We start from the raw sequence: 20,178 nt of genomic DNA, 5'->3' as shown, positions 1-20,178 counted from the left end.
GGGCGAAGGAGGAAGAAACGTAATGCCAACTTTAGAAGATGTGAAAAAATTTCTCGAAGAAAATAAAGAGAACGAAGATGTTAAGTCGTATCTGAATGAACTTTCTGCCTTGTCAGCTGACAAGGTGAATGGGTTTTTAGATACAGAAGAAGGAAAACGTCTCATTCAGCCTCGGTTGGATTCCCATTTTACGAAAGGCCTTGATACGTGGAAGGCGAACAACCTCGATGCTCTGGTTGATGCAAAGGTAAAAGAGCTTTATCCGGAAGAAACAGAAGAGCAGAAGCGGATCAGGAAGCTCGAAAAGGAGCTGGAAGATCAAAAGACAGCGGCACAACGTGAAAAGCTTTTAAACAAAGCTGTTTCTTATGCCTCTGAAAAGCAACTGCCGGCAGGTGTAGTGGAATTCTTTATCGGTGAGGATGAAGAATCAACGATGAAGAACCTCGGAGCATTCGAAGAGAAGTACAATGCTGCACTCCAAAAGGCTATTGAATCCAAGTTTCAAGAGAATGGCCGTGATGTCCAGTCCGGCAGCAATGAACCGACAAATCAAGATTTAGACATCAGCTCGCTTGCAGCTGAAGCAAGTATTAGAAAATAAGGAGGGCTATCTTTAATGCCAACATTTAATCCAAACAATGCATTAATGCAAGACTCAGTAAATGGGAAGGTTCCAACTGAACAAGGAACGCTGGTTTTAAAAGAATTTATGACTCAATCTGCTGTCACGAAACTAGCAAAATATGAAGAAATGAGTAAGCCGGTGAAGGAATTCACGTACTTGGCTTCTGGACCGGGAGCTTACTGGGTTGGAGAGGGCGATAGAATTCAAACATCTAAGGCCCAATGGTTAACAGCAAAAATGATTTCAAAGAAATTGGGTGTCATCATCCCTGTTTCTAAAGAATTCTTGCGCTACTCTGTAACAGATTTCTTCACACAAATGCGCCCGGCTATCGCTGAAGCCTTTGCGATCAAATTTGATCAGGCTGCGTTATTCGGTGTAGATTCACCGTTTGGAAAAGGCGTATCTGTATTTGAAAAAATCAAGGAATCTGGTAACACAATTGCGTTCAACTCACTTGGCAATCTATATGATGAGTTAAGCGGGGTCATGGCTTTGGTCGAAGACGCTGACAAAGATGTAAACGGCTTTACAACAACACGCCGATTCCGTCAGAAACTTCGTGGTACTAAGGACGGTAACGGGCTTCCGATCTTCAACGATGCGACAGGCGGCGCCACACAGCAGGCCCTTGGCCTTCCGATTGGATATGTGGATTCTAAGTCATGGGATTACGAAAAAGCGGCATTACTTGCGGCTGACTGGAATTACACACGTTACGGAATCCCTCAAGGAATGGAATACAAAATCTCAGAGGATGCAACATTGACAACGATTGTCGATGCAGACGGAAACCCGATCAACTTGTATGAGAGAGATATGGTTGCTCTCCGTGTAACTCAGCAAGTCGGATTCATGACATTGACCGATGCTGCTTTTGCTGCTATTACACCAGTAACGGAGGCGTAAGCTTATGGGGTACACATCTAAAAACTATAACACTAATAACGGCGACAAATTGGTGATCGGCGGCGAGCTTGAAATAAAAGAGGGTGCGAAGGTGACCGGGTTATCGGGTTCTGCACCTGCTCCTAAAACTATCACTTCGGAAATGATCGGCGACGGAGAAGTGAAAAACATCAATATCGGTGATGGGTCTGTCCAAAATCGTAACATCGGCACCGGTAGTGTACAAAATGCCAACATCGGTGCCAAAGCAGTTACTTTAGCTAAACTCGGTGACGATGTGACAGCCAAACTATCTGATTTAGAGAATCGGATAAAAGCACTGGAAGGAGGCGGCGCGTGATATGAAAGCATCTAACGGTTCCAAAACCATTCAATGCACTGAAAAGGCTTTCGAGGTGGTTTATTCTCATATTGGCTTTAAGAGAGTGGATGAGGTCAAGAAGCCAGCTGCCGATCTTCTTGATATGACTGAGGCTCAACTGCAGAAGGTAAACAAAGATGAGATTATTGCTTTCTTGAAAGAGAATGAATATGATTTTGACCCTAAAGCGCCTAAAGACGAACTGATCAAGATTGTCTTAGGTGAAGAGTAGGTGATTCAGTGGACATCGCACAAGTAAAGCGAATGACAGAGATTAAGACAGATAGGCATGACGAATATTTGTCTGAAATAGTCCCTATTTTGATTGAGTCTGCCAGTGATTTTTGTAGCAACACTTTCGATCCGGAGGCTTTACCAGCTGGCGTGAAGCTTTTTGTTGCGAAGGCTGCGGAATATAACATGAATCCTTCTGGACTCTCGGGAAGAAGCATGGGGGATGTGTCCTATTCGTACAATACAGAATTTCCTCGGTACATCACAAAACACCTTACGCCATATCGAAGGCTGAGAGTTAAATGATCTATGAGGAATTCCCGCACGTCATAACGTTTCAGCGGTTGGAAAAGGTGCCGGACGGCGGCGGGGGCTATGTTGAAAAATTCACCGATTATCTCACAACAGAGGCCTTTGTCGGGGGGATTACGTCCCGGGAATATTATCAGGCTCAGCAACTTCAGAACCCGGTTGATTGCAATGTGTATTTCCCGTATCGCACTGATATTGAGAAGACAATGCGGATCATCTACGAAAACAAGGTGCTGACTCTCAAATCAGAACCGATCGACCAGGGCGGCATGCATGAGATTATGAATTTGAAATGTCAGGTTACGGGGGTGCTGAAGGGCAATGGCTGAGGTCAGTGGTAGATGGGTCAGGCAGATGCAAAGAGCCACGAGCGAGTTCAGAAACCGGGTCATAGATGATATTAAGCAACTGGTCACAGACACGGCCGAGCTGATTTACAGCCATGCTGTTCTGAATGCTCCGACCGCCGCAATAGACGGGGGGAACCTGAAAAATTCAATTGAAATCGACTACCAAGAGGGCGGCTTACGGGCCGTTATTTCTGTTGGTGCTGATTATGCCGTATATGTGGAATATGGAACAGGGATTTATGCAGAGGAAGGCGGCGGCCGGCAAACGCCGTGGGTATATTATGACACCAAGCTTAATAGATGGGTGGTCACGCGGGGAATGCGGGCGCAGCCGTTCTGGAATCCAGCGGTGGATGAAGGCATGCGGTATTTTGCCAGTCAAATGTGATAGAAAGGAGCTGTCATCATGCGATCTGCCCTGTGGCCGTTGCAGGCTGCTCTATTTAAGAGGTTATCAACAGACGAAGAGCTGAACGGGCGCGTCACGGGCGTCTTTGATGCAGTCCCGAAAGATCAGCAAAAGCCTTATGTGACAATGGGGGATGATGATGTTTCCCCATTTGAAACAAAGACGTCCAGCGGTGAAGAAATCAATGTTGTTCTGCATTGCTGGTCAGGTTACAACGGAAAAAAAGAAGCTATGGAGATTTTGAGCCTCGTGCTTCAAGCATTGACAAACAGGCCCCTAACAATAGAGGGCTTTTCTTTATGCCGTTCTGAGATGCGCAGCATGCAGGTGATCACCGATATTGACGGGTACACGCGTCACGGCATTCTCAGAATGCGCTTCACAATAAACAATTGAGAGGATGAAAGAAATGCCAGATTTATTAAACGGTAAAGATGAGATTTTCTTTGTGCAGCCAATGGATGCAAAAGATGGCGAAGGTCTATTTATTGCCTTTCAGACGGAAGGATCACACACGAAAGAACAAGATACACTAGACGAGTCCACAAAGTCAGGCCGGATCGTTGGATATGGTACGAAAAACGAAAGCTTTGAATTGACGTATTTTGCTGCCGTTACCGATCCAGGACAAGAAGCGATTGAAAAAGCATTTGACGACGAAAAAGCAATTAAAGTCTGGAAGGCGAATATCAACAAAAATGCTGAGGGCAAACACCCTGCCGTTTATGGGCATGCGATCATCGAAAGTTTAGAATCAGGCTCTCCACAGGATGGCTTTGTCGAAGTCTCAGTCACCCTACCGGTATTAGGAAAAACCTTTAAGGGAGAATTGCCCGCGATCCCTGATGATGTGCTGGAAACAATTAAATCATCGGCCGGCGCTAAAGGCTTTGAAGATTTCGGTACTAAAAGCACTACGCCCTAAGGCGCCCCAAAATCTATCGTTCACGGCTACGGCTGACAGCGTGACCGTGAAATGGGATGCGGTAGATGGGGCAACTTCTTATAAGGTCTATAGGGGAGCAAGCAAGCAGCTGGACGCAACTGTCACAGGCACATCCCACACCTTGACAGGAATTGCGGCCGACACGAAATTAACGGTCAACGTCTCTGCTGTGAACGATGCGGGCGAGTCCTCAATGGCTGAGATTGTTACGCAAACACAAGCGGTTACGCCCTAACGTACCCCGCAATATAACTGCGAAAAGCGTCACTTCAAATCAGGTGAGTTTTTCATGGGATGCGGTGAAAGGGGCGACATCTTACAACATTTACAGATTTTATGCAAAAATAGCGACTGTCTCAAAGAATTCGTACACGTCGAATCCTAACCTGAAACCGGACACCGCCTACATTTTTAACGTGTCGGCAGTGAACTCGGCCGGGGAATCGGAACGATCGGCCAATTTTACGATACGAACAGAAAAGGAATCATAGGGTCCGGGTTTCCCGGGCTCTTTTTTAACATACAAAAATAATCGGAGGTTTTATAAATGGCTTACTTAACTATCGGAGATAAAGAATACAAATCACGTTGCGACTTTGCTTTTGACAGGTTAGCAAACGAAAAATACTCCACTGAGGACGAAAAGGGCAAAGGCGGCACAATGAATATTTACATGAGCTTGCTCAACGAAGAGGCTTCGTATCTTTCTGCTTTTTGGGATTGCGCTCTGGCTTACTTGAAGAAAGAAAAGCCTTCAACTGAGGCTATTGAAGAAGCAATCATGAAAATCATTGATGAAGACGAGACAGGCGAGGCAATTGACAAGATGATCAATGAAGCATTCACAACACTGGACTCAGCGGGTTTTTTCAAAGGCGTGATCCGTCAGCGCTGGAAGATGATGGAGAAGATGAACAAAGGGAAGAAACCGGCTCCGAACGAAACGCCGGAAATGGAAGCGAAGCGGCTGGAGGACGAAGAGAACGGCAAGGAAGTCTTGAAGATGATGAAAGAGGCATACAAAGAGAGAACGGGATCGACTACGACCAAATAATTACGAATTCCGCACATTGGCTTGGGGTTTATGATGTGGATTTAATCATGTCATGGACTCCTAACGAGTACAAACTTCTGCTCAAAGGGGCCAAGTTGCGAGAAATAGATGAATTGGAGCTTATGGCAAGAAACGCCATGTTTCACCGTTACGCCATGAATGAGAAGCGCCCCAAAGAAACGAAAATGTTTGATGCAAAGAAGGCCAGACGCCAATTGGAGCGCAATATCACTGGCGATAACGACAAATGGCGCAAGTCAGATGTAAACGAGCTCGGCAAACGAGCCAAAGGGGTTCAGCGGTTTAATGATGCAATCCGCAACCACTTTGCAAAATCCGGACAAGGAATGGGGTGAGGGAATGATCGAAAGACTGACAGCAATAGTTGAAGCACAGACACGAAAATTTAATCGTAGTATGGATCGTGTCAATGATATAATGCGCCGGATGGCTGATCATCATACAGTCGAGATTGATGCCGAGATTGCCAGCTTTCAGGCAAGAGTACGGCAGGCATCGCAACAAATAGATAATTTTGTTCATCGACATGAACGCACGCGAGTTGATTTAGATGCGGATTCAGACCCTTTAACTCGGGCCATCAATTGGGCGAAGCAAAGATTAAGACAGATTCCCCAAACTGTCACCACGCAATTAATGGGGAATGTGCGACCGTTATCTTCCGCATTGGCACGCGCTAAAGCAGGGCTATCGGCGGTGGCGAACAGAATCACAACGACGATAGACGGAAATCCCACTCCTTTAGGGCGTGCTGTCGCTGTTGCGCGGTCAGCAATAGCATCAGTATCTCATAACGTAACTACCACTTTTAATGCGGCCACGTCGCCTATCATGCGCGGGGTTTCGGCTGTCCGTTCTGCTTTGGCTTCACTGCCAAACAGAATTACCACGGTCATAAACGGAAACACGGCTGCGCTTATGCGCTCTGTGGCAACCGCACGCGCTGCTCTGGCCTCCTTGCCGAGAAGAGTATGGATTAGTATAGAAGCTCGAATTGATCGGTTTGAAACGTCAATGAACAGGCTTGCCAAGATCACAAACTCAGTTTCAACAGTCATCGGTCATTCAATTGCCGGGGCATTAACGTCCCTACTTCCTGCAATCTCGCCAGCCCTTGCAAGTATTGTCGGGGTAATCGGCTCATTGGGTCCTATGCTCGGGGTGGCAGCTGGCGGGGTTATGGGGTTAACCAGTGCTTTTGCAACAGCGGGAACAGGCGCGGCGGCATTCGGTGCCCTGGCTATTACTTCAATAAGCGGTGTATTCAAAGCATCTGAAGACCTTGCAAAGCTGCAGGAGAAGCTGGACAATGCAACAAGCGCAAAAGAGCGCGCTAAAATCATGAAACAGATCAATAATCTGCAAAAATCTCTTGGAAAAGAAGAGAGAGAGGCATTAAAGAACCTCGAAGACTTCAAAGACAATTGGCGGGACATCGGTACGATGGTTCAAAAGCCGATCTTGAAAACATTCGGTATGTCTCTAAATACGTTTAAACTCGCTCTCAACTCACTCATTCCAATGTTTGACGGACTGGCGAAAGAGGGCGTGGGACTGGCGAAAAGCATGGACAAAGCTTTTAAAGCTCCGGACATGCAGAGATTCATTTCTTATCTGAACAAAGAAGCTCCGGGGGCATTTGCTTCATTCGGCCGATCTGCCGGGAACGTCTTACGGACAGTTTTCAATTTGATCGTAGCATTCGGGCCGGCCGGAAAGAGCATGACGAAATCCATCGAAGGAATAACCCAATCATGGGTGAAATGGTCAGCGAACTTGGGTTCTTCAAAGAAATTTCAGGCTTTCGTGGAGTATACAAAAACAAACGGCCCAAAACTGCTACAGATCATCAGAAACTTTTCGGGCGGTCTGACAAAGCTGTTTACCGGGTTCGCTCCTATGTCTCAAGACATGATGACATCTCTCGTAGACCTGACCAAGCGGTTCAATGAGTGGGCTGGCAGCGTTACGAAAACAAAAGAATTTCAATCGTTCATTGACTATATCAAGACCAACGGCCCTACAGTATGGAGCACATTGGGGCAGATCGCGAAAACTATCATCAACTTGCTTGTTGGCATGGCTCCACTCGGTAAAACGATTTTGGAGAATGTAAACGGGTTTTTGAAATTTACTAATGCAGCGATGGAAGCAAACCCGGCAATCGGGAAGTTCATTGCGGCAGGCATTTCATTAATCGGTGCTTTAAGAGCCATTGTTCCGGCGATAGTAGCGGTCAGCGCTGTTACGAACGGACTTAAAGATTTTATGACTGCTGCTCGATATATTCGGAGTTTCAGTTCTGCCGCATCCGGAATTAGAATGGCCGGATTGATCACCCAATTAAAATCAGCGATAGCTACTATAGGGCAATTCATTGCGAGATATACCGTTATGGCAGCAAAGACAACAGCTAATGCTGTGAAAATGGCAGCATCATGGACTGCGATGAAAATCGGTTCTTTTATAACAATGCTGAAAAACGGCATTAAGCAGATGGGACTTTTCATTGCCAGAATAACTGTTTTAGCAGCAAAATCAGTAGCCCAAGCAACACGTATGGCAGCGGCGTGGACCGCGGCAAAAATCAGTTCATTTGTGTCAATGTTGGCGGCAGGAATTAAGCAAATGATCTTATTTGGTAAACGCTTGGTCATTCTGGCGGCTCAAGCAGCGGCAAATGCGGCGCGCATGGCAGCATCATGGGTCATCGCAATGGGGCCTATCGGGTGGATTACGGCGGCAGTTATAGCCTTAGTTGTTCTCATTATTGCCAATTGGGATAAGGTCAAGCAGTACACCCTTCAAGTTTGGGGCGTCATATCTCAGTGGCTCCAATCTGTATGGGAAGGCATTAAAACAGCGGCAACATCAACATGGAACGCAATAACGTCGTTCTTCTCCACTGTTTGGAATGGAATTGTAACGGCAGCCAAAACCATTTGGACTGGCCTGTCTGCTTTCTTCAAATGGGAATTCAATCTTTACAAAACCATTTTCACTACGGTCTGGAATGCGATAAAATCATTCGCCTCTTCTGTCTGGAATGGAATTAAGAAGACTGCGACCTCAATATGGAACGGTATAAAGAACACCGTTACCTCAATTTGGTCAGGTCTTAAAACGGCTGCTGTCACAGCCTTTACTTATATGCGGGCGCAGATCGTTAACAGGATCATCGCGACAAGAGACAAAATGATCAGCATATGGAATGCAATTAAGAGTAAAGTATCGTCCATATGGAATGCCCTGAAAAGTGCTGCGGTGACTGCTTTTACCTATATGCGCGCACAAATTGTGAATCGGATTATTGTAACCAGAGACAAAATGGTCAGTTTGTGGAACGCGATAAAAAGCAAAGTAACATCTGTCTGGAATGCTTTAAAAAGTGCAGCTGTAACAGCCTTCAACTACATGCGGGCGCAAATCGTCAATAGAATTGTAGCGACGAGAGACAGCGTAATAAGCCTCTGGAATACAGTGAAAAGCAAAGTGATGTCCATTTGGAACGGCATTAAAAGTGCGGCTTCTACAGCATTCAGTTACATGAAAGCACAAATCGTAAACCGTATCCAAGCAACAAAAGAACGTATCGTCAGCATTTGGAATGGTGTCATGAAGTTTTTTAAAGGCATCAATCTCAAGTCCATTGGCCGTAACATCATCCAAGGCTTAATAAACGGTATCGGAGGCATGGCGGGAGCATTAGCGAGCAAAGTAAAATCAATGGCAAATGCTATACCTAACGGCATGAAAAAACTTCTGGGGATTCATTCTCCGTCAAGGGTAATGCGTGACCAGGTCGGTTATCATGTCGGTACCGGTATGGCTGCAGGTATTGATAAATCTCAGGCCAAAGTAAAAGCGGCCGCGGCAAAAGCAGCAAAAGCGGCTCAGAAGGCGGCTGAGGTAAAGGTATCCAACAAAATTAAGAACGCTGAAGTGAAGTATGACACCAAGAAAATGGGCGCCGATACGTATATCAAAACATTGCAGAAGATTCAGAAGCAAAACAAGCTTACCAGCGAGCAAAATCGAAAAATCCAGCGCGAGATATATCAGGCATCCAAAAGCGCCTCTGATAAACAGAAGAAGCTACTGAAAGAGCAGCAGCGCAAGGAAGCGAAGGCGAAACTGGCTTATACCAAGAAAGTATCAGATCAGATTAAGAAAGCTGAGGCAAAATACGATACAGGAAAAATCAGCGGGAATACCTATATCAAAATGCTTGAGAAAATCAAGAAGAAGAACAAGCTGAATTCTGACCAGCAAATAAAGGTTCAACGGGAAATCTATCAGACTCAAAAAACGATGGCTGATAAGGCTAGAAAGCAGAAGGAAGCCGAAAAGAAAGCGGCTGACAAACTTAACAAGGGCATTCTTTCTGCAAACAATACTTATCTCTCAAAATTCAAAAGTGTGAATGATAAACTGACTGCCGATATTAAGGCGGCCAACGATGCCTATAAAAAGGAACTGCAAGACCGAACAGACGCGATTTATAACGCCATCGGTCTATTTGACGATGTCTCAAGTGAAAAAGTGAACGGCTCCAAGCTGACTGCAAATCTTAAAAAGCAGCTGGACAAGATCAAAACGTTCAACAATGACATTTCAAAAATAGCAGGTCGGGCACCGAAGGCGTTCACAGACGAATTGAAAGAAATGGGTGTCGGGTCAGCTGATCAAATTAATGCGATTTCACGCATGACAGATTCCGAGTTAAATGAGTATGTCAAGCTGTGGCAGGAAAAGCATAAGCTGGCGAGCACTCAGGCGGAACAAGAATTAACCGGACTGAAAAACGAGACAACTAAGAAAATAGTTGAATTACGCTCGGCCGCAAATAAAGAACTGGCACTTCTGAAAAATGACTATCTCCGCAAAATTGGGGAGCTTACAGTCGATGTAAAACAACTTGGTTCTCTCAAGAAAAGCGGCAAAGCCATCGGATCAAATACAATGGCCGGCATTATTTCTGGAATGAAGAATATGAAGGGCGAGCTGGCGAAAGAAGCAAACTCCATCGCATCGACAATTGAGAAAACCATTAAGAAAAAATTGAAAATCCATTCCCCATCCAGATTGATGCGGGATCAGGTGGGGATCATGGTTCCTGCCGGTATCGCTGTGGGGATTCAGAATGGTATCGGCACTGTTCAGAAAGCTATGGGAGCCGTCAGTGATGCCATGACTATTCAGCAAGAGGATATGAATTTTGCATATGACACATCCATTTCTAGCAGCGAACTCGGCACGGTTAGAAAAGAATTGAGCGCGGACATCCGGAACCTTGAATTGCCTGACAGAATGATTGTTATTGAGATGGACAGCAAGAAGGTCGGTCAAGGAGTAGAAAAGCCTGTCACAAACGCACAAAAAAGGTCAAACGCAAGGAGGGTGAGATTTAATGATTAATTATCAGGAGCTGCTGCCAAACCAATGGAAAATCACGTTTGACGGCATTGATATATCACCCTTCTTTTATGTAAAGTCCACGGGCGGCCGAGGCGTGACAGGGAGGGAAGTGAATACAGCCACTATAGGGAATCGTCCGGGAGGTTTCCTGCGGGACACAAGAATTCCTGTAAGAGTCATAACCGTTGAGGTTCTTTTTGCCTTCCGTAGTGAAGAAGAGCTGAAGAAAAAGCAGGAGGAACTGACTTTTATTCTGCATACTGAAGAGCCTAAACCGTTAATTTTTCACGATGAGCCTGACAGAGTCTATAATGCTGTCTTTGAAAGCATTTCAGAAGGCGAAGAACAGGGAGGCTTTCAGACTGCAACATTGACTTTTATCTGTCCTGATCCAAAAAAATACGGCCCGGCGAAGGATTTTGAATTTAATTCAGGTGTTCAAACTATCACTAATCCGGGTTATGCAGCTGTAGACCCGACAATTGTATGCATCTTTGAAGAGAAAGCCACTTCATATGAGGTGGCTCTTCTTAATGCTGATGGATCTGTATCGAAAACGATCAAGCTGCTGTACGATTTCATCGCAGGTGACACACTTGTAATTGATTCAGCAAAAAGAAAGGTCACTTGCAGCGGTAATTTAATCATGACAGCACTTCAAATTCAATCAGATTGGTTTCTGCTGCCGCCCAGGACGCCAGTTAAAATCAAGTTCAGTCATAAGAGCAGCATCAAATTTAATGAGGCATATTTGTAAGGAGGTCCGGTCATGGCTGACATTTATATACTTTCACCAGATGATAAATTATTGACAGTGCTGTCCAGCCACGGACGAGAAACCTGTACGTTCTGGGATGCTAAATACAAAGAAGAGCTCAACAAGGGCTCTTCTTTTTCTTTTGTAGCAGACGCCTCCCACCCTGACGCGCGTTTCCTATTCGAAGAGAATCAAGTGGTATTCAAGGATAAGGACGGTGTAATGCGTCTGTTTGTCATCAAAGAACTGGATGATACAAGTGAAGAAGGAGAGATTAACACTCAGGTTACCTGTGAAGCTGCCATGATGGAGCTTGCCGAAACCTTTGTAAAAGATTTTCGCCCTACCGATAAAACTGCTCAGTTTGTACTGGACAACGTTCTTTCTCGGTCAAGATGGGTGGCGGAAGTAACGGCGGAGCTTGGAGTGAATTCGACTACCTTCTATAAAAAAACAGCTCTGGAATGTATCGCTGACGTGATCAATATATGGGGCGGGGAGCTTCAGGATACTATAGAATTTGACGGGAACAAGGTCGTCAAACGAATCATAAAAATACTTCCACGTCGCGGTAAAGACAGCGGGAAGCGCTTTGAGAGTGATAAGGATACAACGAATATCCGGCGGACCGTTATCAGTTACCCGGTGACAGCCCTTTGGGGTTATGGGGCATCCATAGCATCTACGGATGAGGAAGGAGAGGAAACGGGCGGTTATTCCCGTTTTATTGACTTCTCTGAAGTAGAATGGAAAAAATCAAAAGGCGACCCGGTCGATAAGCCCTTAGGCCAGGAATGGGTTGGCGATCCGGATTTATTAGAAAGATTGGGGCGCCTTAAAGATGGAAAGTTGATCCATCGGGAAGGCCAGTTCAATAATGAAGACATAACGGAGCCGGAAGAGCTCTTAAAGGCCACGTATAATCATTTGATAACGACTGCATGTAAGACAGAAATCAATTATGAGCTGTCCGTGCAACTGCTTGAGAGCGTGCCGGGACACGAACACGAACATACGGAATTGGGAGATACAACGATCGCAATTGATCGAAACTTCGCTATCCCGATTGAGACATCTCAGCGCGTTATTTCAATGGAATACGATATTACCGACCCTGAAAATACTTGCGTCGTTGAGATCGGCCAATTTTTATCGGCATTACAAAAAGACGGTAGGCTTGAGCAGATTGAAAGTGTGATCGAAAAGAACCGTGGCACTTGGGAAAGCAAACCGGACGCCGGAGAGGTTACGGACGGCAGCTTTCCCGACAAAGCACCGCCCGTTCCGTCGAATGTAGTGATCAAACCCATGTTTCAGAATGTGGCCCTGACATGGGACTATGATCCGTCCAGTTATATTGCAGCCTACGAGGTGTATGCTTCACAAGTAAATGGATTCACCCCATTAAAAGAGAATCGTATTTTCAGAGGCAAAACAGGCGGATACGAGCATTTTACGGGAGTAAATGAAGTTTGGTATTATCGCTTGCGCTCAATCAACACACGGGGCACAGCAAGCGAATTCACGGATCAGTTTTCCGCGACCACTCAGCGCATTCTGACTGATGACATTGTTTTCGGAGCGATCACAAAGGAAAAGCTGGCCGAGCTGGCCGTTGATGCTGATAAGCTCTCCAGAAACTTTGATGATGCCAATATTTTGCCGGGCTCATTGTTAGATAGCAACTGGTGGTATGCCTATTCAGGCTCAAAGTACACGATAGACAAAAAAGAATTCAATGAAATGACAATTTCTCAGGATGGCGCCAAGGCTTTTGGTGTTTGTCAACTCTCTGTAAAACAGACGATGTCGCTTGTAAAAGATCAAGTGTATACATTGTCTTTTGAAGTGAAACGAAATAATACAACAGATATATCTTGGAATCATCTAAAAAAAGGCAGCACTTTTATTTCCTTGGATTCAAGCGGGCTCACCGACATAAGCAATTACCCGGCAGATGAATTCAAGAGGGTGAATATTCAATTCACGGCACCGGAAACCGGTAATAATTACACAATTGGTTTGGGTGGCCGTGGTTCGGATGATAACAGTAATTGCAGTTATGTCGTAAGAAAAATTCAAGTCAGAAAAGGAACGATAATTAAAGAATATGGCTACAGTCCCTATGACGTAGCCCTGGTTGATGGGGTCATCACGAATAACTATCTTGCAAACCTTGCGGTCGGTTCAGCCAATATTCAATCAGCCGCGATAACATCAGCAAAAATTGCAGATGCGGCGGTAGGGTCTGCTGCTATCGCGAACGCCGCAATTAAAAAGGCACATCTCGGAACGGCCATAATTGACACCGCACATATTATTGATGGAGCAATTACAAACGCAAAAATCGCCAATCTGTCTGCTGATAAAATAACCGCTGGCACGATTAAGGGGATCACGATAGAAGGTTCTTTGATAAAAGGAGCCCGGTTTGAGCCAATCTCAAATTCAGACTCACTGACTGCCTATATTGAAGCGGGTACAATATATCAAAGAAAAAGAGCAAATAAAGGATTAAGATATGATGTTTTAGAATTGACAGCTTCATCATTCTCACAAAGAAGGCAGGCTGAAGATACAAGCGGTAATGTTGAATATGATATAAACCGTGTGTTAATCGAGAATGGCACAATTACGATAGACGGAGGCAAAACATTTCCGGAAGAAACTTATACTTCGGCCCTGAAAATCTATTCACAAAATCAAATTGATACTCGTGATTCAGCTGGCACATATTTTGATTTTTTGCTGAACAATGAGGTTGTTATGCAGTTGAAAAACACTGTAAATTACGACGGCTTAGTTGGAGATAGATATGAAGCGGTTTTGGAGCACAAAAAATCAAGATTTGTGATAAGAAATAAAGACAGTGGGTGGGAATTCTTGCAGGTTATGAGCCCTTTTGCAAGTAAAGGAGGCTCTTTTGGTCCGGTTAAATATCGAATTAATGAGAGCGGCGATGTAATGCTGCGGGGCTTTTTGAGAAAAATGGGCGCTGGAGAGCTGCGTGATTATGTAATTTGCAGTCTGCCTGAAGAAGTTGCACCGGAGTATCAGCAAATCTTTCCTGCTTACGTTTGGAATGGAACTGGAAAGGAACGTTTTACTGTGTATCCTAGCGGCGATATAAAGCTATTCTATGGACCGACTGACGGCCGAGAATATGAAGTGTCAATTAGCAACATTCATTTTAGACCAAAAGATAAATAGGTGGGATTGCCATGAAAACTTTTTTAGGAGTTGATAAAGAAGGTTTTGTAAACGATGTGTTTTATCAGAATTCTGAAGATCGCGAGCCACCTGAAGGTTTTTATGAAGCTCCGGCCGAACAGTTTTTTATGGTTAAAAGAGATTTTGAAAATAACTGCTGGACTGAGGGCTTATCAACGGAAGATATTGAACGTATTAAAGAAGAAAGCGAAGGTTCTCAAACTGATGAAGAGGAAAATTTGAAAGCCAGAACTCTTGATCTTCAGCGTGTTTGCAATCTCTTAATGAATCAATCATAAGAAGCGGAGGAAATTTCATTGGAGAATCGAAGCGTTCTCTTCGGTTTTTTTGAAGACTGCTGGAAAAATGGAACTGTTTTGACCGTTGAAATGAGAAAAGCCGTTGAGAAAGGTCGCATCACTCAAGCGGAATATGATGAAATTACAGAAAAAGAGCGCGGTAATGCGTATCCGGATCAAGAATAGGGAGGGGAACAGGATGCAAGAAATGACAAAAGAGCAGCTTCAGGAACAGCTGCAGATTGAAATCTATAAATCCATTTCACTGCAAGAAGAATTGGATCAAAAGAATAAGGAACGCGCCGAATACAAGGCTTTATATACATTTGCGCAAAAGAAGCGCGAGGAACTTCAAGAACAATTAAATGCTGCACTGTCAGCGAAAGAAAATAATAGTGAACCAGCACCTGTAACCGAATAGGTGTTTTTATTTTGCCTCGAAGGAGGTGATCAAAATGGAGGGAATACATGTGTGGATGAATTTTGAAAGCTTACAGATCGCAAGAACATATCTTTTCGGGGAGGTGAAATACCTTGACTTGCTTTTGATACTCAGCATCTTGGATGTCATCACCGGCATTATCAAAGCGTGGAAAATGAAGCAGCTCCGAAGCCGCAGCGCGTGGTTTGGATATGTGCGGAAGATGCTCAGTTTTATGGTGGTCATCGTCGCCAACATTATTGATACGATAACAAATTTGAACGGTGTTCTGACCTTTGGAACCGTTCTTTTTTATATCGCAAATGAGGGCCTGTCCATCACGGAAAACTTGGCACAGATCGGCGTTAAAATTCCGGCCGTCATCACGGAGCGCCTGCACGTAATCGAAAACGACAACGACCAGAAAACAGAAAAAGACGATCAGGCAGCTGTTTAACCCGGCTGCTTTTTTATATTTCCAAAACAGAATAGGAGAGATTTTTTATGACAATTCCAGTGAAAAAGAGATTAGTCCCAAGCGAAGAATACAGCCTGAAATGCCCGAATCCAATGACGCCGGAGTATATCACCATCCATAACACAGCAAACGACGCATCAGCCGCCAATGAAATCAGTTATATGACGGGAAACAGCGAATCGACAAGCTATCATTTTGCCGTAGATGATAAAGAAGTAATTCAGGGGATTCCGCTGGACCGGAACGCTTGGCATTCTGGCGACGGTACAAACGGAACCGGGAACCGTAAGTCTATCGGTGTTGAAATCTGCTACAGCAAGTCAGGCGGAGCGCGATACCAAGCAGCGGAGGCGCTGGCTATCAAGTTTGTCGCTCAGTTACTTCAAGAGCGCGGATGGGGCGTTGACAAAATCAGAAAGCATCAGGACTGGAATGGGAAATACTGCCCGCACCGTATTTTAGATGCGGGGCGCTGGGATGAAGTGAAAGCGGCCATTGCTGCAGAACTTGAACGCCTTGGAGGTAAAAAAGCATCCGAACCACAAAAAACAGATTCAAAGACCTGCGGGGCGACGTACACCGTCAAGAAAGGCGATGTCCTTTCTGTAATTGCAGAGAAAACAGGAGTAAGCATGAAAACCCTGCAAAGCTTGAACGGCATTAAGAATCCGAATCTAATCAGAGTCGGCCAGGTAATAAAGCTGACGGATTCGGCCGGCTCTTCATCCAAAGGAAAGAAATCATCCTTCCGCCTGCCTGCGGGTATTTTTAAAGTCACAAGCCCATTGACCCGAGGGGAGGCCGTAAAACGGATTCAGACAGCGCTGGCGGCTCTTCATTATTACCCGGATAAGAGTGCAAAAAACTTTGGGATCGACGGCGCATATGGCGCGAAAACAGCAAATGCGGTAAAACGGTTCCAGTCTATGTACGGGCTGCCTGCTGATGGCATTTACGGACCGAAAACAAAAGCGAAACTTGAATCACTATTGAAGTAATCCTTAGATGCCTCCTTTTTCTAAGGGGGCTATTTTATTAAGAGTTAATCAGAACACACTTTATTGACACAGTGCAAATAATAATTCTTGACACAATATGTAGATGAAAAGTGTTATTTTGGTCATTTCATCTACATATTGTGTTTAGAGCGCTTGGAAGTTGGGCAGAAAACGAAAAACACTATATATGGTATGCTGTTTCGGCTCTCTTAAACAAAATGTAGTATTATAAAGTTTTTGATTAAAAAAATCAAGAAAAACTTTAAATAAATACTCACAAATGATTGTATAAATGACGATAAAAGAGTAAAATCAAACTAAAATAACCGAGGAAGAAAAAATTGATCAAATGCACTTGTCAAATTGAGTCATTTTGCAACCATCTTCATCAGTTGATACTTGAAATTAATCAGTTGCATAGTGATTTTTCAACAGAATTCAGCTTAAAACAAGATGTCACGCATGTTCATTTAAAAACAACTCAAATAAGACACGTCACAGAGGTTACGGAAAAAAGAAACCTTTTCTCAATCGACAATGATTTCTTTAATTTACTCCAACATTATGCCGACAACCTAGAAGATATTGTCATTTATAATGACTTAGAATATCTGTATAGTGAATTTGATTTGCGGCTTAGAGTAAAACAACCTGATTCCATTGTCAATAAGCTTAAATATTATCGTGTGGGGAAAAGAGAAAGTGGGAAAATAGCTTTAAGAAAGTGCCTGAATGATTTGTTGGGTATACGAATAACTATTGACTCTTTTGACCATAATAATAAATGCTTTCAAGATATGTGTGAGTCGTTGAAAAAACAATACAAAATAAATTGTATGGATTCGTCCAAAGGCGATTATAAAGCATTTCATTTTTATTTTTATGGTGAGAGTACTCGTTTCTTCCCATGGGAGCTTCAAATATGGAGAACAGAAGATAAAGAATCAAATAATTCGTCGCATCAACTTCATAAACAAGCATATAAAGGTTGGGCATCGATTTATAAGAACTCCACAGAGGTGGAGAAGTAGAGGTGATAAACATGGCATTTCATTTTATCGCGATCATTAGTGATTTTTCTGGTGGTAGAAGAATTGGCTGGCACTACTCAAGTGAAAGTAGGCTGGATAAAAACTATATATCAGAATTTTTTGAAAAAGTTAAAGAGAGTTGCGGAAAAGTCCAATTCGGGATTCACAAGCTGTCAACTGATTCAACTAGCTGGGATTCTGTAACTAAAAAAGATTCCTTTTTTGATGATGTTATTGTTACGGAAGATATTTCTGCCTTTATAGATGTAATATCTAGAGACAAGGAATTAACTGCTTATGACGTAGCAAAATTTGTGTTGTCATTTCAATCAGCGTCCCACTTGAAACTACAAAAATTACTGTATTATATTTATGCAGAATTTTTGTTGAAAACAGGCAAAAAGCTATTCAAGGAACCTATAGTCGCTTTTAAATTCGGTCCAGTTATTGAGGATATTTTCTCTAAATATAAGGTTCATGGAAAATCTATTATAGATTATCAAGAAGATGCTTCCATCAAACTTCTTACAGATGATTTAGTAGTAACACCATCCTTCATGAAGGTTTTATCTTCTGAGCATGGAGGAGAAGCTATTGAGAGTATTACTAAAGTGCTTGTTAAATACGGGAAATATCCACCTTTCCGTTTGGTTGATATGACACATCAAGAAGGTGGGCCTTGGCATAGAGCATATGAGCCAGGTCAAAATTGCGCAATAACGGATGATCTTATTACTAAATATCATCACCATGTAAAATAAAAACTCTCAATAATGAGAGTTTTTTTAGAATCTCCATTTACTTTTGTCTTTATCCCACTTCAAAATGCGTTGCCTCATCAAACTTTTCACGGCAGCCCGGATCGTCTGTTCATCTTTCCCAGTTTTTCTTTTCAATTGTTCCATTGAGGGATTTTTCCCGAAGCGGCTCATGTTAAAAATAATCCGATACACTTTCCGTTCAAAATCGGTCATTGTGTTTCATCTCCTTGGAGACGATTATAAAGAACGTGCGTTCGACATGCAAACCAACCTGTTATTTTTTAAAAAATAACACAAAAATAACGAAAGTTTCGTCAGGGTCTGAAACAATGCGGTTTTTGTCTCTTGTCTATTCATGATCTCATAAAAAAATAACACCGATCGAAAGGGTGCGAAAGCAAGCGAAAACCGTGGTAATTATGGGTGGAATGATGTAAAAGCGCAACCCCTTTTGACATAAGGGGTTGTCGGGTAACAAAGTCACATTTAACGCTGTTTCGGTTCCATATCGAGGCTTCTCACGAGTTCATTGAACTTGTGAGAAGCCTTTTTTATTTGTACCTTAAGTGAATTTCTGTATTTTGCTACTTAATGTTATAATTCCCTTCATGGAGGGCATTATGACAAACTTAAATATGATAACGAAAATAGCATTAGGAATATTAATCAGTTCATTTTTTTAAATTTTTAACGGATGGTATTTTTACAAATGTATTATTGAGCCGCACTATTATCGATTTACAGATTTTTCAAAAGGGGATATTCAAATTTTTGAGCAATTTTATAATATTGATCTTCCTTCAAATACAAAATTTATTAAAGCAGAGCAATTTGAAACAGGAATAGGCAATTCAACTGCGATATTGTACGTCTCATTACCAGTCAGGCAGGTAAAACCTTTATTTTCTAACTATTCTTATATGCATATATTTCATAACAATAAATACACGGTATATTATGGGGTAAATATATCTAACAGGGATAAAGAAATGACGCTTATTACATTTGGGGCGGATGATAGTTCACCGAATGGTTCTTTATGGAGTAAGGAAGTACGGAATCTCTTGGAAACGAAAGGGAAGTATATTGGCGTTTCAGATGAAACTTATGTTGTTTCCGCATTAATATTTAACATCATTTTTATTGTATTACTTGTTTGGATCATGAAAAAGTACCGAAGAGCTAGATATAATTCATAGTTATTTAAGTAGGCTCTTATTTCGCTAGCATAGAATGATGAGTAAGAAAAATAGGCGCAAATTGTACATTTATACAGAAAATTTGTAGCATAGGAATGCTGTTAGGAGATCAGCTAGCCCGATTTGAATTAGTGTCTGTCGGCTCATAGACGTCTAATTAATTATTGAAACTTTGTATCAGCAGGTAAATAATAGACTTAAAATTCTAACTTATACAAGATAGAGTTTTTATTGTTTGAAAGAAGGAATAAAAATATTTCTTTCTCTGCCTTGCAGTCTAATTAGTTATAAGAGATTTTTATAGGGGATCTTTTGGTTTAATTTAAACATTTTCCATTTTACAGTATACTTTATAAAGGTATCCATTAACTGCTGAACCAAT

At 43.0% G+C, this 20,178-nt stretch carries 24 protein-coding genes; 23 read left to right on the top strand and 1 reads right to left on the bottom strand.

Annotated features, from left to right (window positions below):
- Positions 1–22 precede the first annotated feature (22 nt).
- The 23 genes from J7E26_RS01350 to J7E26_RS01240 all read left to right on the top strand — a co-directional run bounded on the left by J7E26_RS01350 (position 23) and on the right by J7E26_RS01240 (position 18,597).
- Entirely contained in the window at positions 23–604 is a 582-nt protein-coding gene (locus J7E26_RS01350; RefSeq protein WP_214812925.1) for a DUF4355 domain-containing protein, read from the top strand.
- Positions 605–619: 15 nt separating this feature from the next.
- Positions 620–1,537: a phage major capsid protein gene (locus tag J7E26_RS01345; RefSeq protein WP_214812923.1), complete on the top strand. Its 918-nt coding sequence runs from the start codon at positions 620–622 to the stop codon at positions 1,535–1,537.
- 4 nt (positions 1,538–1,541) lie between these two features.
- The gene (locus J7E26_RS01340) at positions 1,542–1,877 is read left to right on the top strand and encodes a hypothetical protein (RefSeq protein ID WP_003155858.1); all 336 of its coding nucleotides are present in this window, start codon (positions 1,542–1,544) and stop codon (positions 1,875–1,877) included.
- Position 1,878: 1 nt separating this feature from the next.
- The gene (locus J7E26_RS01335) at positions 1,879–2,130 is read left to right on the top strand and encodes a hypothetical protein (RefSeq protein ID WP_151296178.1); all 252 of its coding nucleotides are present in this window, start codon (positions 1,879–1,881) and stop codon (positions 2,128–2,130) included.
- 8 nt (positions 2,131–2,138) lie between these two features.
- On the top strand, positions 2,139–2,438 hold the full coding sequence (locus J7E26_RS01330; protein ID WP_015388403.1) for a phage head-tail connector protein: 300 nt from the start codon (positions 2,139–2,141) through the stop codon (positions 2,436–2,438).
- Entirely contained in the window at positions 2,435–2,773 is a 339-nt protein-coding gene (locus tag J7E26_RS01325) for a phage head closure protein (RefSeq protein ID WP_214812921.1), read from the top strand. The genes J7E26_RS01330 and J7E26_RS01325 overlap by 4 nt, the downstream gene beginning before the upstream one ends.
- On the top strand, positions 2,766–3,182 hold the full coding sequence (locus J7E26_RS01320; protein ID WP_007408589.1) for an HK97 gp10 family phage protein: 417 nt from the start codon (positions 2,766–2,768) through the stop codon (positions 3,180–3,182). The genes J7E26_RS01325 and J7E26_RS01320 overlap by 8 nt, the downstream gene beginning before the upstream one ends.
- Positions 3,183–3,200: 18 nt before the next feature.
- Entirely contained in the window at positions 3,201–3,599 is a 399-nt protein-coding gene (locus J7E26_RS01315) for a DUF3168 domain-containing protein (protein ID WP_214812920.1), read from the top strand.
- Positions 3,600–3,612: 13 nt separating this feature from the next.
- Positions 3,613–4,128: a phage major tail protein, TP901-1 family gene (locus J7E26_RS01310; protein ID WP_007408587.1), complete on the top strand. Its 516-nt coding sequence runs from the start codon at positions 3,613–3,615 to the stop codon at positions 4,126–4,128.
- On the top strand, positions 4,052–4,384 hold the full coding sequence (locus J7E26_RS01305; protein ID WP_214812918.1) for a fibronectin type III domain-containing protein: 333 nt from the start codon (positions 4,052–4,054) through the stop codon (positions 4,382–4,384). Before J7E26_RS01310 ends, J7E26_RS01305 begins: the two co-directional genes overlap by 77 nt.
- Complete coding sequence (locus J7E26_RS01300; protein ID WP_251039236.1) at positions 4,326–4,640, top strand: fibronectin type III domain-containing protein; 315 nt, start codon at positions 4,326–4,328, stop codon at positions 4,638–4,640. The genes J7E26_RS01305 and J7E26_RS01300 overlap by 59 nt, the downstream gene beginning before the upstream one ends.
- A gap of 56 nt (positions 4,641–4,696) precedes the next feature.
- The gene (locus J7E26_RS01295) at positions 4,697–5,203 is read left to right on the top strand and encodes a tail assembly chaperone (protein WP_003155845.1); all 507 of its coding nucleotides are present in this window, start codon (positions 4,697–4,699) and stop codon (positions 5,201–5,203) included.
- Positions 5,204–5,250: 47 nt separating this feature from the next.
- The gene (locus J7E26_RS01290) at positions 5,251–5,559 is read left to right on the top strand and encodes a hypothetical protein (protein ID WP_003155844.1); all 309 of its coding nucleotides are present in this window, start codon (positions 5,251–5,253) and stop codon (positions 5,557–5,559) included.
- Positions 5,560–5,563: 4 nt separating this feature from the next.
- Positions 5,564–10,642 (top strand): phage tail protein, encoded by a 5,079-nt coding sequence (locus J7E26_RS01285; protein ID WP_214812990.1) that lies wholly within the window; start codon positions 5,564–5,566, stop codon positions 10,640–10,642.
- Positions 10,635–11,399, top strand: a complete 765-nt coding sequence (locus tag J7E26_RS01280) for a distal tail protein Dit (RefSeq protein ID WP_119027019.1) — start codon at positions 10,635–10,637, stop codon at positions 11,397–11,399. Before J7E26_RS01285 ends, J7E26_RS01280 begins: the two co-directional genes overlap by 8 nt.
- Before the next feature lie 12 nt (positions 11,400–11,411).
- Complete coding sequence (locus tag J7E26_RS01275; protein WP_214812916.1) at positions 11,412–14,609, top strand: phage tail protein; 3,198 nt, start codon at positions 11,412–11,414, stop codon at positions 14,607–14,609.
- Positions 14,610–14,620: 11 nt separating this feature from the next.
- Positions 14,621–14,908 (top strand): hypothetical protein, encoded by a 288-nt coding sequence (locus tag J7E26_RS01270; RefSeq protein WP_150941149.1) that lies wholly within the window; start codon positions 14,621–14,623, stop codon positions 14,906–14,908.
- A gap of 18 nt (positions 14,909–14,926) precedes the next feature.
- On the top strand, positions 14,927–15,094 hold the full coding sequence (locus tag J7E26_RS01265; RefSeq protein ID WP_214812914.1) for an XkdX family protein: 168 nt from the start codon (positions 14,927–14,929) through the stop codon (positions 15,092–15,094).
- A 13-nt stretch (positions 15,095–15,107) separates the two neighbouring features.
- Entirely contained in the window at positions 15,108–15,329 is a 222-nt protein-coding gene (locus J7E26_RS01260; RefSeq protein ID WP_119027022.1) for a hypothetical protein, read from the top strand.
- Between the two features lie 34 nt (positions 15,330–15,363).
- Entirely contained in the window at positions 15,364–15,786 is a 423-nt protein-coding gene (locus J7E26_RS01255) for a phage holin family protein (protein WP_007408577.1), read from the top strand.
- A gap of 47 nt (positions 15,787–15,833) precedes the next feature.
- Positions 15,834–16,805, top strand: a complete 972-nt coding sequence (locus J7E26_RS01250) for an N-acetylmuramoyl-L-alanine amidase (RefSeq protein ID WP_214812912.1) — start codon at positions 15,834–15,836, stop codon at positions 16,803–16,805.
- 341 nt (positions 16,806–17,146) lie between these two features.
- Positions 17,147–17,836, top strand: coding sequence for a nucleotidyltransferase family protein (locus tag J7E26_RS01245; RefSeq protein ID WP_214812910.1), 690 nt, complete (start codon positions 17,147–17,149; stop codon positions 17,834–17,836).
- 11 nt (positions 17,837–17,847) lie between these two features.
- On the top strand, positions 17,848–18,597 hold the full coding sequence (locus tag J7E26_RS01240; RefSeq protein WP_214812908.1) for a Panacea domain-containing protein: 750 nt from the start codon (positions 17,848–17,850) through the stop codon (positions 18,595–18,597).
- Between the two features lie 24 nt (positions 18,598–18,621).
- Here the strand turns inward: J7E26_RS01240 and J7E26_RS18140 are convergent, their stop codons facing one another.
- Positions 18,622–18,810, bottom strand: coding sequence for a hypothetical protein (locus J7E26_RS18140; RefSeq protein ID WP_251039235.1), 189 nt, complete (start codon positions 18,808–18,810; stop codon positions 18,622–18,624).
- Positions 18,811–20,178 lie beyond the last annotated feature (1,368 nt).

Source organism: Bacillus sp. ISL-51, assembly GCF_018613535.1.
In the GTDB taxonomy this organism is placed as follows: Bacteria; Bacillota; Bacilli; order Bacillales; family Bacillaceae; genus Bacillus.
Note: the sequence above shows the minus strand (reverse complement) of the source record. Positions and strands in the feature narration are given on the sequence as shown.